The 15464-nt window shown below is 42.1% G+C and carries 13 protein-coding genes and 2 pseudogenes; 12 read left to right on the forward strand and 3 right to left on the reverse strand.

Going from position 1 to position 15464, the window contains the following annotated elements; genetic code table 11:
- The first annotated feature begins 88 nt into the window (after window positions 1-88).
- Together CJ483_RS15165 and CJ483_RS15170 are read left to right on the forward strand one after the other, a co-directional pair.
- Window positions 89-1153 (forward strand): DUF5105 domain-containing protein, encoded by a 1065-nt coding sequence (locus tag CJ483_RS15165; RefSeq protein ID WP_120036003.1) that lies wholly within the window; start codon window positions 89-91, stop codon window positions 1151-1153.
- A 15-nt stretch (window positions 1154-1168) separates the two neighbouring features.
- On the forward strand, window positions 1169-2308 hold the full coding sequence (locus CJ483_RS15170) for a TcaA second domain-containing protein (protein WP_120036004.1): 1140 nt from the start codon (window positions 1169-1171) through the stop codon (window positions 2306-2308).
- Window positions 2309-2334: 26 nt separating this feature from the next.
- On the opposite strand, the gene CJ483_RS15175 is transcribed toward CJ483_RS15170, so the two are convergent.
- Together CJ483_RS15175 and CJ483_RS15180 are read right to left on the reverse strand one after the other, a co-directional pair.
- The gene (locus CJ483_RS15175; protein WP_182917069.1) at window positions 2335-2820 is read right to left on the reverse strand and encodes a GNAT family N-acetyltransferase; all 486 of its coding nucleotides are present in this window, start codon (window positions 2818-2820) and stop codon (window positions 2335-2337) included.
- A complete protein-coding gene (locus tag CJ483_RS15180; RefSeq protein WP_120036006.1) occupies window positions 2804-3436 on the reverse strand; it encodes a TetR/AcrR family transcriptional regulator in 633 nt (210 codons plus the stop codon). The genes CJ483_RS15175 and CJ483_RS15180 overlap by 17 nt, the downstream gene beginning before the upstream one ends.
- 174 nt (window positions 3437-3610) lie before the next feature.
- Between CJ483_RS15180 and CJ483_RS15185 the strand changes: the two genes are divergently transcribed.
- From CJ483_RS15185 to CJ483_RS15220, 8 genes and pseudogenes are all read left to right on the forward strand, one after another.
- Window positions 3611-4090 (forward strand): hypothetical protein, encoded by a 480-nt coding sequence (locus tag CJ483_RS15185; RefSeq protein WP_120038071.1) that lies wholly within the window; start codon window positions 3611-3613, stop codon window positions 4088-4090.
- Window positions 4091-4235: 145 nt separating this feature from the next.
- A complete protein-coding gene (locus CJ483_RS15190; RefSeq protein ID WP_120036007.1) occupies window positions 4236-6281 on the forward strand; it encodes a transporter substrate-binding domain-containing protein in 2046 nt (681 codons plus the stop codon).
- A complete protein-coding gene (locus CJ483_RS15195; RefSeq protein ID WP_120036008.1) occupies window positions 6278-7654 on the forward strand; it encodes a sigma-54-dependent transcriptional regulator in 1377 nt (458 codons plus the stop codon). The genes CJ483_RS15190 and CJ483_RS15195 overlap by 4 nt, the downstream gene beginning before the upstream one ends.
- A 146-nt stretch (window positions 7655-7800) precedes the next feature.
- Window positions 7801-8580, forward strand: a complete 780-nt coding sequence (locus tag CJ483_RS15200; RefSeq protein WP_120036009.1) for a TAXI family TRAP transporter solute-binding subunit — start codon at window positions 7801-7803, stop codon at window positions 8578-8580.
- 10 nt (window positions 8581-8590) lie between these two features.
- Window positions 8591-8809, forward strand: a pseudogene (locus tag CJ483_RS15205) (TAXI family TRAP transporter solute-binding subunit); the annotation flags it as partial.
- Between the two features lie 22 nt (window positions 8810-8831).
- A complete protein-coding gene (locus CJ483_RS15210) occupies window positions 8832-10808 on the forward strand; it encodes a TRAP transporter permease (RefSeq protein ID WP_120036011.1) in 1977 nt (658 codons plus the stop codon).
- A 160-nt stretch (window positions 10809-10968) separates the two neighbouring features.
- A complete protein-coding gene (locus CJ483_RS15215; protein ID WP_120036012.1) occupies window positions 10969-11748 on the forward strand; it encodes a hypothetical protein in 780 nt (259 codons plus the stop codon).
- A 163-nt stretch (window positions 11749-11911) separates the two neighbouring features.
- A pseudogene (locus CJ483_RS15220) lies at window positions 11912-12618 on the forward strand (uracil-DNA glycosylase).
- Here CJ483_RS15220 and CJ483_RS15225 read toward each other — a convergent pair.
- Window positions 12565-13872 carry an MFS transporter gene (locus tag CJ483_RS15225; protein WP_406909143.1) on the reverse strand — a complete coding sequence of 436 codons (1308 nt, stop codon included), beginning with the start codon at window positions 13870-13872 and terminating at the stop codon, window positions 12565-12567. The pseudogene CJ483_RS15220 and the gene CJ483_RS15225 sit on opposite strands and share 54 nt — an antisense overlap.
- Window positions 13873-14010: 138 nt before the next feature.
- Here CJ483_RS15225 and CJ483_RS24570 point away from each other — a divergent pair, with 138 nt between their 5' ends.
- Together CJ483_RS24570 and CJ483_RS15230 are read left to right on the forward strand one after the other, a co-directional pair.
- Window positions 14011-14154, forward strand: a complete 144-nt coding sequence (locus CJ483_RS24570) for a hypothetical protein (protein ID WP_182917070.1) — start codon at window positions 14011-14013, stop codon at window positions 14152-14154.
- Window positions 14155-14359: 205 nt separating this feature from the next.
- Entirely contained in the window at window positions 14360-15301 is a 942-nt protein-coding gene (locus CJ483_RS15230) for a manganese-dependent inorganic pyrophosphatase (protein ID WP_120036014.1), read from the forward strand.
- The last annotated feature ends 163 nt before the right edge of the window (window positions 15302-15464 follow it).

Here is a 15464-nt window from a genome sequence, read left to right on the forward strand (position 1 = left end):
CCATCTTGTTCTATTTAGAATGATTCTTTATCATGAATAGAGGAAGATAAATCTAAGAAAAAGCAACTTGTATAGAGGGGAGAACATAATGAAAAAGAAGATTAGTATATTGGCACTCATGTTTGCTATTATGCTTGCTTTGGCCGGCTGCGGCGGATCAGATGCCAAAGAAGCAAGCGGAGGAGGAGCTGGCGAAAGCAAGGTAGCTGAAGTTACTATTGAAAAAGCTGAATATATATTAGCAGGAGATGACGGAGAATCCGAAGGCGAGGAAACCGGTTTGCTCGCTGTTGATTTAAAAGTAAAGAATAAATCGAAGTCTACTATTAATGTATCCTCATACGATGGCGTATACCTGTATGATGGGGATGAGCAGTTAAGCCCAGAGAAAAGTGTATATGCGCGCGGAATAGACCTTAAAGACGGAGGAAGCAGTGATATTGGTGCAGGCAAAGTAAAAACCATTCCTTTTTACTTTAATGTTGAAAAAGACAAAAAGTATGAAATTGGTGTAAAACCGCGTCTATCCGAACCAGGAGAAGAAGCGGATGAAATTATGCTTGGCCTTGACACAAAGAAATATGCAGAAAGTTTTGATGAAATTCAAGATCCTGCTAAAGCATTAACTGCTTACATCGATGTTATTTACCTTGGAAAAGACAACAGTGATTATGAAAAGCTAGTAACCGCTGATAAGGAAGATGTTCAGGAAACAGCTAAAAGCAAATTTAAAAAGCAGTTGGATCTTTCTTTGCCAGATATGGTAACCGATGCGGATATTGATAAGTACTATAGCAGTTATAAGACTGTTCTGGGAGAAAAAGCAGAAGTGCAGACTAAAACAACGGCAAAAGCAGGTGATAAGGCCGTTGTAAAGCTCGACTATTCTACGGTTTCAACAGATGATCTTTACGACAAGCTCTACAACTATCAAAAAGAGTACCGGGAAAATACAGGCGGCTATGACACAGAGAAAGAAAAGCAATACGCACTTTCCAAGTTCGATACAGTTGTTCAATCCCTGGAAGTTGCTAAGAGTCAAAACGGAGCAGAAATTAGCATGATCAAAAAAGACGGAAAATGGACAGTGAATACTTCTGACCACTATTCTGACTACCTTGTACGGGCGTTTGCTGAAGGAAGAGCTTACTAGACAGGAGAGAAAGCTATGAATAAAAAAAGCTTGATTATTATTCCGGCTGTGATCCTACTTCTTGTCATCGGCGGCTTGTTTTTTGCTTTGAAGCAGGCAACTGCACCAGAAAAAGCGGTCGAAACATTAAAGAAAGCTGTTGCAAACGATGATCCGGCTCTGCTGCAAGATATGATTGTACCAGATAATAAGCAGGCTTCTGTAAACAAAACATCCGTTCAGGCGCTTATTACCTATTTAAAAGAAAATAGCAGCAGCTACGACGTGATTAAAGAGGGACTTGATGAACAAATCCAAGAGGATGATTATACAACAACCACTCAACAAGTTACCTTGACAGAGGACGGAAAGAAGTGGGGAATGTTCCCTCAATACAAATTGAAGGTGAAGACGGCTGCTATTAAAGTTACCGGTCAAAATGAAGACGATCGAATCAGCCTGGCTGCCGGCAAGTCGAACCAAGCAATTAAGAAGCAAAAAGACAATAACTACGGCCCTGTTATCCCTGGGACGTACAATTTAAAAGTTAAATTGATGAATGAACTTGGCACCTTTGAGAAAAAAGAGAAGAAGGACGTATGGGGCAGCCCGGAAGTCAGTGTGGTTATTGACAGCAACGCGTTGGCAAGCTCTGATAAAGGCATCCAAAAAGATGTCATCAAGGCAATGGATGTTTTTAATAATGATATCGCTGTATACCAAACGTCTGGCTTTAATAAAAGTAAGCTGACAAACGTGACAGATACTATCCTTGAAGGGTCTTTTACACTTCAGGAGAGTTTTAAAGCAGTACAAGGATATATTGATGAAATTCATGCGCAATATAATGGTGCTGTCGTTAATATGGATGACTTCTCTGTTCATTATTTTGATGGGCGCTGGTCGGCTGATGTAACGGCCCTCATCGCTTATCATAACAAAGTAAAGTACCGTGACATTCAGCAATTTGAGGATACTTCTTTCAAGGCCGTTAATACGTATTCATTGTCCTACGATCGAGCACAGAAAAAATGGTTGATTGACGACGTGAAAAATCGTGAGCCAGTTGGGAAAGAAGAAGAGTATTGGAAGAACAAACAAGAAGTAAAGGTAAGTAATCCGCCACTTCTGAAATGGAAGCGTGAAGGCGTAACAGGAACAGATATTGTCTTATAGAAAAAGAGGCTGCCTTGAAAAAATTTTCAAGGCAGCCTTTTTTCTTTCTTAAAGAAAGTAAGTGAAAGTCCCTCCGTAGTTGTGATTTTCTCGATTTCTTTGAATCCACAATGCTTGTATAGTTGGACAGCAGGAGAATTATCGGTTCCGGTAGAGACGAGGATATCTTTTTTACCGGCCGCTAACTGCTCCACATGATGAAGAAGCGAACGGGCCACTCCTTGCCTGAAAAAATGAGGGTGAACCATCAGACGATGAATATGAAGCTTTGCCACTGTAGTTTTAAAAGACACAGCTCCGGCCAGTTGACCGTTGATGAACCCGCCATAAAAAGTTTCTCCGCATTGCTGCAGCGAGGCTGCTGTCTCCCTCAAAGGAGGAAGGTCCCAGAATTTGATGAGTTCTGCTTCTGCTTCATAGGCAGGTATTTGGATAGTCCATACTTTTTCAGCTATCTCCGAATCTTCGATATTCAGCTGCTGAATAGATAATCCATTATTTTTCTTTTTCATCTGCATGGCCTCCCGATACATTGCTTTCCATGTCCTTACAAATGGAATCAATATGGCTTTTTAGTACATTGATAAGCCGTTCCCGACTGGTTCTATTCGGATCCAGCATAGCATGAAGAGCTAGCCCGTCAACGAGCGCATAGAGTTTTTCTGTTTCTATGCTGACATCCAGTCCTTCCTTCAATAGCTTTGATTCACGCAAGTAGTGAATCATCCGGCTGATGCCATTAAAAATGCCATCGTGCAAGACGTTAAAATCTGCTTCTTTATGACGGTTATAGGCAATAAAGGCAAACCAGACTTCCATTTCTGCCATCGTTTCTTTAGTGATTGGAACAAGCTCTATCAGGATCTTCAACATCATTTCTTTTGGCGGCAAATCCTCTACTACAATTTGATTAATTCTTGCCTCTGCCTGCTCTTTAACGAGTTCCATGGCATAAATGAGCAACTCATTTTGCGTAGAGAAATAATGGCGCAGGGCCCCGAGGGAGAGTCCAGCTTCTTTAGCGATGTTTCGCACAGTCGCCCCCTCCATTCCCTGCTCCAGAATGACTCGCCATGTGGCTTCAGCAATATGTTTTTTTCGTTTGTCGTGATCAACTAGTTTTGGCATAACTATATCTTATCAGGAAAAAAAGATTCAAGCAATTTTATAATACAGTTGTATTATAAAAAAGAGGTGTTACAATTATTTTAAATAATACAATTGTATTAAAAAGAGAGGGGTTATGGTGTGATTGTTGGGCTGATTATTGCCTGTGAAGTCGCATTTTGGATAGTCATTATAATGGGACTGACAGCTCGTTACTTGTTCAAACGGAAAAAACTTGGGCTGCTATTATTGGCTTTAACACCTTTAATTGACTTAATTTTAGTGGTGGCTACTGGGGTGGATTTAATGAGAGGTGCAACGGCTACTCAGGCACACGCACTTGCAGCTGTGTATATTGGTGTCTCCATTGGATTTGGAAAAAGCATGATTCAGTGGGCAGATGAGAGGTTTTTGTATTACGTAGTAAAACAAGGATCAAAACCAGCAAAAAGATATGGAATGGAATATGCCAAACATTATTTCTCAGGATGGCTTCGGCATGTAGCAGCCTACTTAATTGGTGCAGCCTTGTTAGTAGGATTGGTTTTTCTGGTTGGAGCCCCTTCTAGAACAGAAGCGTTAAGCGGCATATTGCAAATATGGTCACTTGTATTAGGGATCGACTTTTTGATTGCTATCAGTCACTTTATTTGGCCGAAAAGAGCAAAAGCATAAGAGAAACATTGATCGCCGGCTGTATTTTGCAGCCGGCTAATTTATTGTGTAACGAAACAAAGACAAGATTTCTAATTTTCAATTTTATTGTGTTGCCTATATGGTACAATATGGACAAGATTTTTTAAAGGAGACATAGCAGGATATGCCCTTTTCGGTTCGATTATCCATATTAATTATAGGTTTCCTCTTGCTTTCGAGTTATTCCCTCCATTTCGCTTCGGCTAGTTTACTTCACCATCCTGCCAGCCAGGTAGATCAGCGGCCCGTCAAAAAAGTGTATCGGATTGCAGGAGAAAAAAATCTGCCTCCTTTCTCTTATATCAATAAAAAAGGAAAGTTTACTGGTTTCAGTGTAGAGCTCTTTCGCTCTATTTCTGAAGAAGCAGGAGTAGAGTTTCGATTTTATCCAATGAACTTTTATGAAGCGGAACAGGCGCTGAAAGCGGGTAAAGTAGATGCCATTATGGGGATGAGATATTCCGCCGAGCAGAGCGAGCGTTTTCAATTTTCGGAGTCCTATTTTACGATGACAGATGTTCTTGTTGTACCAAAGGAAGCAACCACAGAGATCAAAAACTTAACAGATTTGCGGGAAAAAACGATTGTTATGCAGGAAGAGCCGGCGTCATTTGATCTATTGCTGAATATAAGAAGAGTGGAATTTCAACTAGCATTTAATCCAAAAGATGCATTTAATTTCTTGCTGCTAAAAAGAGCAGATGCCTTTTTAACAAACAAATGGACGGCAGAGTTTTATTTAAAGCAATCAGGTGAACAGGATCAATATCGAGTGCTTGAACATATCGGCGTGCCTTCTGATTTTGCGGCGGCCGTCCGTCCGGGAGAAACAGAACTTTTTTCGCTCATCAATCACTCATTGATGAACATGCAGGAGAACGGGGATTATCAAACTTTATATTCACAGTGGTTTGGTCTATATCCTGACGGTCAATTGAAAGAAATGCGCAATTGGATTATTGCCTTGCTGATTCTCAGCAGTTGTGCTGTAGCCGTTCTGATTTTTACTTATTTATGGAACAAGCGGCTGCAAAAAGAAGTAGCCAGGCGAACAGCGGCCTTGGCAGCAGCAAATGATCAATTAGAAGTCCAGCAGCACGCTATTTCCGAAGCTTATGCTTTCAAGACCCAAATTATTCATCATATGTATTATGGGATTTTAACATTTGATGATTCCCTGCAGCTGACAAGCTTGAATGAACGGGCAAAAGCTATGCTCGGTCTTCAAGAGAAAGAATATGTCGAAACAGAGGATATTCTTGGGCAGCCGCAAATTGCCGATATTCTTCAGCATTACAAATATTTCGAGGATAATCAGGACAAACAGTTATTTTCAGAAGAACTAGTATTTGAAGCCGATGGAAACAAGCGGTTTATTTTATTCCGTCTCATTCCATTATATGAAGAAAGCGGAAAGAAAAACGGCTGCCTGTTGACATTAGCTGATCGGTCAGAGGCAAAGATGCTGGAGGAGAAGCTCGCAACCCAGGAGAAAATGCGGGCGCTCGGACAGCTTGTTGCGGGGGTGGCTCATGAAATTCGCAATCCGCTTACTTCCATGAAAACCTTTATTGATCTTTTGCCAAAGAAGTATGAAGATCAGTCATTTCGCCAAGAGCTTGTTAAATACGTACCGGAAGCGTTAAAGCGGATGAATACCATTGTTGAATCACTTCTTGATTATGCGCGGCCTAAGCACCCGCAAAAACAAAGGTTGCCGGCTGCTGCTTTTATCCAATCTGTGGTGGCAATCATTGAACCAACATTGAAAAAAAGCCATGTGCATTTGAAATTAATGATGGAACCGGAAGTGGAAATTATTTGTGATCCTGATCAGTTAAAACAAGTGCTGCTGAATTTATTGTTAAATGCATTGGATGCTATGGATAAGGTACCGAAGAAGCAGCTAACGGTAAAGATTCAAAGAATGGAGGCCATGGGAGTGATTCAAGTAGCAGATACTGGAATTGGCATGGATCAACATAGCGTTTCTCATATCTTTGAGCCTTTTTATACGACAAAGCCGCATGGAGTCGGGCTCGGATTAGCCCTATGCTATCAATGGATCAAAGAAAATAACGGTGATATGCAAGTGGAGACGGAGAAGGAGAGGGGGACGACTTTTACCGTTACACTGCCTGCCGCACAGAAAGAAGGGGAGAAAGAATGAAGCCTGTTGTCTTAATCCTGGATGATGAGCCGGCGATCGGGGCATCGCTGCGATTCGCACTTGAAAATCAATATGAAGTGATGGCAGCTACAAGAGTAGAGAATGCAATGGACGTGTTGCAGAAAAATCAGGTGCAGGTAATGCTATTGGATTGGCGGCTTGGGGAAGCGGACGGTCTGCATGTATTGGCTGAAGTGAAAAAGACTTACCCGCATATATCCGTTATTATGATGACGGCTTATGGCACAATTGAATCGTCTGTTGAAGCCATTAAGCAGGGAGCTTATCATTATATTACAAAGCCGCTCGATATTGATGAGCTGCATTTATTGATTGAAAAAGCGCTTGAACATCAGACGTTGTACAGCAAAATCCGGGAATTGAATGAAACCATTGAGAAGATTAAAGGCTATGATCAGATGATTGGCGAGAGCCCAGCAATGAGGAATATTTTTTCAATGATTGAGCGAGTGAAGGATATTGACTCAAGCGTTCTTATTTTTGGAGAAAGTGGGACAGGAAAAGAACTTGTGGCTAGGGCTTTACATAGACAGGGAAAAAGAAAGGACGGCCCATTTGTTTCGGTAAATTGCGCAGCCATCCCGGAGTCCTTGCTGGAGAGTGAACTGTTTGGCTATGCGAAAGGGGCATTTACTGGGGCGGTGGACAGCCAGGAGGGAAAAATAGCCGCTGCGGATAACGGCACACTATTTCTTGATGAAATCGGCGACATGCCCGCCTCCTTACAGGCTAAAATGCTGCGCGTACTGCAAGAAAAGGAATTTACGCCGCTTGGCTCTACAGAAGTGAAAAAAGTAAATGTGCGGATCATTAGCGCAACAAATAAAAACCTCTCACAAATGGTGTCAGAAGGCTCTTTTCGAGAAGACTTGTTTTTCAGACTGAACGTCATACCGATCGAACTGCCATTATTAAGCGAGAGAAAAGAAGATTTGCCAGTGCTTATTCCCTATTTTCTCAGAAAGTATGCGGAAGAAATGCAGCGGCCGCTTCCATCCCTGTCAGAAGAAGCGTGGAATAGGTTGTTGGCTTATGATTATCCGGGGAATATTAGGCAATTGAGCAATATCCTTGAGTATGCTGTAGCGATGACAAAAGGAAGAGTCATTTCGGAAACTGATTTGCCGATTGCCATCCGTTCTGAAAATGAGACAGTGAAGCCGACGGTTAATTTTTCTCCTTCTATCATCCCTGTTCCTTTGGGTGCTACGATGAAAGAAGCCGAGAAAATGATTATTGAGTCTTCGCTGAAGCATTGCCATGGAAGTAGAAAAGAAACGGCAAAAATGCTTGGTATTAGTGAGCGCAGTCTGCGCAACAAGCTTCAGATTTACAGGGAAGAAAGTACATAAGAGAAAAAAATGCCGGTTAGGAATATTTTGCCGTTCCTAACCGGCATTTTTTGCCGCTTCTTAAAACAAACAGCTAATTTAACTGAATTTTAAAAATGGTATGAATGTTGCATTATGAAGAGTAGAACAGACAAAGGGGTGAGAAAATGAAATATCGTACAGGATTTATTTTACTTTTAGTTACCGTTCTTATAATGATGGCCGCCTGTAGCAATTCTGCTTCTTCGAAAGATGAGAAGGCAGAAGGGACAGGCAAGGCAGCCGGACCGCTGGCAGGGCAGCCGGTAACGATTTTAACTGGTGGAACATCAGGGATTTATTTTCAGCTCGGCAATGCGCTTGCCAAGATTTATGGAGAAGAACTTGGCGCCCAGACAAGTGCCCAAACTACGGGAGCTTCAGCAGAAAACACAGCTAAGCTTTCGAGAAAGAAAGCAGAACTAGGCTTTGCCATGGCTGATACAGTAACAGATGCTTATCTGGGAGAAGGGAACTTTGCTAAAGCAGGAGCGCTTTCGAATGTTCGAGCTGTCGCTTCACTCTACCCTAACTACATGCAAATTGTAGCTCCTAAAAAGCTCGGCATTAAGACTCTTAAAGATTTAAAAGGAAAAGATCTTGCTGTTGGTGCTCTTGGAAGCGGTACCGAAATTATGGCCAAGCGGATTTTAGAAGAAGCAGGCATCACTTACGATGATGTAAATGCAGACTTTTTATCCTTCTCTGAAGGAATTGAGGGCATCAAAAACGGAACGACGGATGTCGCTTTTCTATCTTCCGGTTACCCAAACTCAGGCATTATGGAGCTGGCCGCCACAGATGAAGTAGAAATCATCCCAGTGCCGAAAAAGATTACGGAAAGCCTTCAAAAAAATACCCAGCCTTTGAAATCGGCAGTATACCCGCCAATACGTATAAAGGCGTAAAAAAGATAGGGAAACAGTAAAAGTAAATAACCTACTAATCACTCACAAAGATTTGCCTGATGAAGAGGTTTATTTGTTAACAAAAACATTGTTTGAAAGTCTTGATCAACTCCAAAATGCCCATAGCTCAGCTAAGCATATCGAATTGGAAAAAGCAGCTGAGAAACTGCCGTTGCCGCTGCATCCAGGAGCGGAGAGATACTTTAAAGAGCAAGGTGTTTTGCAATAAGGAATAAGGGAGGGACATATAAATGGCAAACGCAACAAAAGAGATTCCTGAGACAGTAGAAGGCCAGGAGGAGATTCTGCAAAAGTATGACAGTGAATCACGATTCCGGAAAATTGATCATGGTTTTTGGCGTTGGGCTGTCTTTGCACTGAGCGTTGGTCTTGCCGGTTATCATTTGTATACTGCTTATTTTGGGCCGCTTGATGCACTTCGCCATCGCTCGCTGCACACAGCCGTAATCGCCGCACTTGTGTTTATTTTATATCCTGCCTTTTACAAAAAGGGAACAAACAAAGTGACTCCAGTTGATGTCATTTGGATGGTTGCTGCGCTGGCGACTGGCGGTTATATGATTATCGATTATCAAGGAATTGCTGAAAGAATGTCGATTTATATGCCGAGCGGGGTGGATATTGCTTTTGGATTGCTCACGATCGCTGTGGTGATTGAAGGGGGCCGCCGTGTAGCTGGAAATGCTTTAACGATCTTAACAGCATTATTTCTGGCTTATGCCTTTTTCGGCCAGTACTTTCCTGACTTACTCATGCACTCGGGAAAAGATCTAGAAGATATCGTGACCTATATGTATCTGTCAACAGAAGGAATTTATGGCATTGCTATTTCTGTATCTGCGTCTTATATTATTCTCTTTATTTTGTTCGGGGCTTTTTTAAACCGTTCAGGAATGGGGCAGTTTTTCACTGATATTTCGCTTAGTGTAGCGGGGCACACATCCGGCGGCCCGGCAAAGGTAGCCGTTGTTTCAAGCGGGCTACTTGGCTCAATTAATGGTAGTGCACTGGCAAATGTAGTAACGACAGGAGCTTTTACAATTCCGCTCATGAAACGCGTTGGCTATAAGCCGGAATTTGCTGGTGCGGTGGAAGCCACTGCTTCTGTCGGTGGGCAAATTATTCCACCGGTCATGGGAGCGACCGCGTTTATTATGGCAGAAACGCTGGGTATGCCGTACAACCAGATTGCCCTTGCTGCCATTTTGCCGGCTTTTCTCTATTATCTTGGCATTATTTGCATCGTTCATTTCCGGGCAAAAAAATTGGGCCTTCGCGGCATGTCTAAAGAAGAACTCCCGAACCTATGGCAAGTATTCAAAAAAGGCGGCCATCTGCTCATTCCGATTATTGTGCTGATCGGGATGTTGATTGCCGGAAAAACCCCGCTATATGCTGCTTTTTATGCGATTGTTCTTTCGATCGTTGTCAGCTGGTTTAATAAAGAAACACGGATGGGGATAAAGGAAATTCTAGGAGCGATGGAGGACGGTGTCCGGTCGGCGCTTGGTGTGGCAATGTCGTGTGCCATGGTTGGTTTAATCGTTGGCGTAAGCACGCTGACTGGACTAGGACCGAAGCTGACCCAATCCATCCTTGTTCTTGGTCAAGGAGAAATGTTCCTGACACTCATTTTCACAATGATTGCCTGTATTGTTATGGGAATGGGGCTCCCATCTATTCCGACATATATTATTACAGCTACAATGGCTGCACCGGCCTTGCTTGAACTGGGTGTTGCACCATTCGTTACTCATATGTTCGTCTTTTATTTCGGTATTTTAGCTAACGTAACGCCACCGGTTGCTCTTGCGGCATTTGCGGGAGCAGGTATCGCTGGTGCCAGCCCGAATAAGACAGGTTTTGAAGCACTGCGGCTTGCCTTGTCAGGGTTTATCATTCCTTATATCTTTGTATTTTCACCTGTTATCCTTATGCAGGATGTCACCAGCCCGCTTGAAGTTATTTGGGTAACTGTGACAGCAATCATCGGTATTCTCGGGTTGAGTGCCGCATTGGAAAGATATTTAATCGCGGACTTGCCGCTGCCACTTGCTGCTTTATGCTTTATCGGCTCGATCACTTTGATTATTCCAGGCATCTGGACGGATGTGGTTGGACTAGGCATACTGGCCCTTGTGCTGATTCAGCAGTTCATCGCCCGTTCCAAAATTCGTTCCGATATACCAACTTCCAAAATTATTTAAAGATATTCCGCCCGCCAAACAATAGAATGTATCGATAATAAAACCGCTGTAAGGAATACTTACAGCGGTTTTATTATGGATACAAGTTGAGGGTTAAAAAGTCTGAGCTTTTCAGCTATGCTAAAAGCAGTTTTTATTTTTTTAGATAGGAGTTCAGCTATTGAATAAGAAAAAAAAGTATTGGATCATGTTCATTTTAGGAGTGTCTCTATTCATAGGTGCGATGTTGCTGTCATTTCATTTACCAAGTTCTAAAAAAGAGACGGCAAAGGTAACTTCACAGAAAGCTGAAAAGGTGAAGACGGTGGAAAGCGGGGGGAGCGATCTTTTGAAAAAACCCGGTCAAAAAGTGAGGGAGAAAGATTGGGCGACCCTTGAATTAAGAGATTATTTCAATGTAAAAAAAGAATATGTTGTTGACCGTATGCACATTTACGTTAAGGAAGTTAAGCTGATTAAAATGATGGATATGGAAGACGAGGAAAAAGAGTATTTAGGCTATTTTAATAATAAAACAAGGAATGATTTGCTAAGAGAAGGAAACAAGTATGCAGACTGGGACGAGCTTAATGAAGCAGTGAAGCAGTCTGGGTGGAAAGTTAAAGAAAAGGTGTATTACATGGAGATTTCTTATAACGTGACTAATCAGTATGGAAAGGAGGTCCAATTTTTCAGCTTTCTGGATGTGCGGTTTGGTGGAGAAACATTTTTCGTGCCAAGGAGAAACTTTATCGCGAGTGATGATACATTTGTAGGCGAAAGCAGCTTTTCAAGGGTCGACTACCGCAAGGGGGAAAAAAGAGAGGGGAAAATTGGTCTGCTGCTGAGAAAACTGCCTAAGCAGATGGAAACCATACAATTTTCAACAGATGATGTGCTGGATGGGGAAACTCATGAGTTGATAAGTCATGGAAAAACCTTTCAGATTGATTTAAAGTAACCAAGCAAAGGAAGTCTTAAAGAATTCTTGAGTAGGCAGGCAGCGGATGGGTATATATTAATCATAAAAGGAAGAGGATGCATGATCGCTTAGCAGGTGCTCAGCCACTCGCTGCTGGTTGAGGGTCTAATGATAAGTATAAGCTGGAAAGGAGAAATGCATCATGCAAATACCGGAGTGGCTTGCGGAGCTCGGGAAAAAGAGAATTTACCCTTATCCTGTTGAAGGATTCGTTTACGGCAAGGGCCCTGAAAAACCGAAGCTAATGCTTGTCGGAGAGGCGCCGGGAGAGACAGAAATCCATAACGGCATTCCTTTCAGCGGCAGGGCCGGCAAGGAATTAATGAAGTTCTTGGAGAGGGCGGGAGTCTCCAGAGAAGAAGTGTACATAACTAGTGCAGTTAGAAGCCGTCCATACAAGTGGGGGAGAAGCGAACACGAACAGGTGAAATAGTTAGGAGAAAGTATAATCGTGCGCCAACCTCCGCAGAGATTTTAGCTCATGCGCCTTTGCTTGATTATGAAATTGAACATGTCAAGTCGCCTGTCATTGTGGCTCTCGGCAACATCGGTTTGAAACGGTTATGCGGACCTGATGTAAAAGTAACCGAAGCGCACGGCCGGTTCATTAAGCAGCCTGTCAGACGGCTGAAGAACGTGGAAAGCAATGAATATGAATGGACAGAAAAGGAATATGTTATTTTTCCAACATTCCATCCAGCTTCCATCTTCTACAACCGTCGTCTGCTAGAGCTTATACATGAAGATATGGACAAGCTCGGAGGATACCTGAAAAACCTTGGCAATGACTCCCTTTTATATACGAATGCGACGGTGAACGACAAGGCCGATGAGAACAAGAACCATTAAAGAGCCTAGAGCTGTACGACTGGCTATATTTCCGTAGTCGGCAAGGACAAGTGTAATTGTGCCGTATAGAAATGGACCGACCATAGCGGAAATCTTGCCGGAAAAAGCAAACAAGCCAAAAAATTGTCCTCTTTTTTCTTCTGGGGTGTGTTCAATAATGAATGTTCTTGATGTTACCCAAACGGCTCCGAGAGATACGCCAAACAGACTGCCAGCAGCCCAGAACATCGCTTCATTGACAGCAAATGTGCCAATGAACAAAGCGGCGAGCAAAATTATCCCAACGACGTTTACGGCTTTTTTTGCTCCAAGGGCTTTCGTAATATAGCCAAATAGAAAAGAACCAATAATGCTCGCAATGGTGGAAACGAGATAGAGCAGAATGAATTGACCTGAAGAAAAGCCAACAATCGCTTTGGCATAAACAGCCATCATGGCAATCGCTGTAGCGATGGCATCATTCAAGAAAAAATAGACAATCATAAATAGAAAGATGATTCGGTGAGCTTTCATTTCTTTAAATGTAGACATTACTTCCTGATAGCCGCTAATAAATGACTTTTTTTCTGTGGAAGTCGGCAGTCTTGTTTCCCGTCCGGCGAGCATAAGCGGCAGGGAAAAGAGAAGAAATAAAATCGCTGTTGGAATAAACGCTCGGTGAAAATGGCCATCACCAATGAATGGATAAATAGCAAGTCCGGCCAGGGTGCCGATATAGCCAACAGCTACTCCGAAGCCCGATAACAGTGGGATCTCTTCTTTCGTTCCCAAGTCGGCCAGCATTGTGTCATAAAAGATCAAGCTGGAGTGATAAAAAAACTTTGCTGCTACAAACAAAAGAACAACAAAAATGAGGGCCGCCGGCAGGCCGAATAATTCCTGTTGTGAATGAGTGGAAGCCGCAAGCCCCATACCTATCGTGCAGGCTACGCAAATGAGTGTGAACGGGATAATATAACGTTTTTTCTTTCCTGTCCGGTCAATGAGGACACCAAAAAGCGGAGAAAATAACACGAGCAGCAAGCTGGCCGCTGCGTTCGCATAAGAAATAAAAGTGCTGGCTATCTGGTTAAGCTGATCGTTGCCGCCGATGGTTTCCTGAAGGTAAAAAGGAAAGAAGATCGTAATGATATTGGAAGAAAAAATCGTATTGGCAAAATCATAAAGTGCCCATGATAAAATCGGCAGGGAAAAGTACAATCCCCATAATGGCCGTTTTGTTGCTGTTTCACTTCGTTCTATTTGAGCCATCATCCCACCCTCTTTTTTACAGTTTCCTTTATTGTAGTTGAAGCTTATCCAAAAATAGCAAGAACTTTGTCGAATACAAAAAGAGTTTTATTAAAAATAATGAGGGAAAAGAGTTTTATATACATGAGAGGAGGGAAATCGATGGCCAATAATGACCATAACCATCTCAACGAAAAAGAAAGAAAGAAGCAGGAAGAACAGCAGCAGGAAAATGAATTTAGAAATCAAGCACGCTATCCCGATCAGCAAAATCGTTTAAAAGACCAAGAAAACATGAGAAAGTAAAACAGAAAAAGCTGTCTTGGACAGCTTTTTTGCTTGCAACGAAGAGGAAGACAATAAAGAATAAACTCAGTAAGCCAATCAATTTAATTAAATTTAGAAAGTTAACGAGAAATTTCAGTTGATTTGCGTTAAAATAGGAGCGTGAAGTGAAAGCAGGACCTAAAGGTGCTGCTCCCTATTATTTATATAAGTGAGGAGTTAAATAATGAGTAAAGTGCTTATTTTCGGACACAAAAATCCGGACACAGATTCTATTTGTTCTGCGATTGCGTATGCGGCTTTGAAAAAAGAATTAGGAGTAGAGGCAGAGCCTGTTCGTCTTGGTGAACTGAATGGCGAAACAGAATATGCATTAAATCAATTTAATGCCGAGCTTCCAAGACTAATTGACAAAGCAGCTCCAGAAGCAGCGCACGTTATTTTAGTAGACCATAATGAGCGACAGCAAAGTGTAGACGATATTAATGATGTGCGTATACTCGAAGTAATCGACCATCATCGAATCGCGAATTTCGAAACGAGTGACCCGTTGTACTATCGCGCTGAACCAGTAGGCTGTACAGCTACTATTTTAAATAAAATGTATAAAGAAAACGGCGTCGCTGTTCAAAAAGACATCGCGGGCTTGATGCTATCTGCGATTATTTCCGACTCGCTTTTATTCAAATCTCCGACATGCACAGAGGAAGATGTAAAAGCTGCTCAAGAACTGGCAAGCATTGCAGGTGTTGATGCTGAGGAGTATGGGCTTGCTATGTTAAAGGCAGGTGCTGATTTAAGAAGCAAGTCAACAGAAGAGTTGGTCTCACTTGATTCCAAAGTATTTGCGATGGGAGACTATCAAGTAGAAGTTGCACAGGTAAATGCTATTGATGTATTGGATGTATTGGCACGCAAAGAAGACATCGAAGCGGCTTTAGAGCGCACAATTGCAGAAAAAGGCCTCGATTTATTTTTATTCGTGATCACAGATATTTTAAACAGCAACTCCGTCGCAATTGTAGCGGGTAAAGAGGCAGCAGTTGTGGAAAAAGCATACAACACACCGATTTCTGATGACAGAACGATCATCCTTGAAGGTGTGGTATCACGAAAAAAACAAATTATTCCAGTTTTAACGGATATTTTTCAGGGTATGACAAAATAATAAAGACAGAAGCATGACCGAGCTGAGGCTTGTGTCATGCTTTTTTTGAAAAGAAAAATTAGATAGAAGATTAAAATTATTTAGAAATAATAAAATTGGATTGACAACTTAAGTTAAACGCAATATGATTAAGTAGTTTCACTTTTTCGAAATAATTTATGCC

This window comes from Bacillus sp. PK3_68, from assembly GCF_003600835.1.
Taxonomy (GTDB): domain Bacteria; phylum Bacillota; class Bacilli; order Bacillales; family Domibacillaceae; genus Pseudobacillus.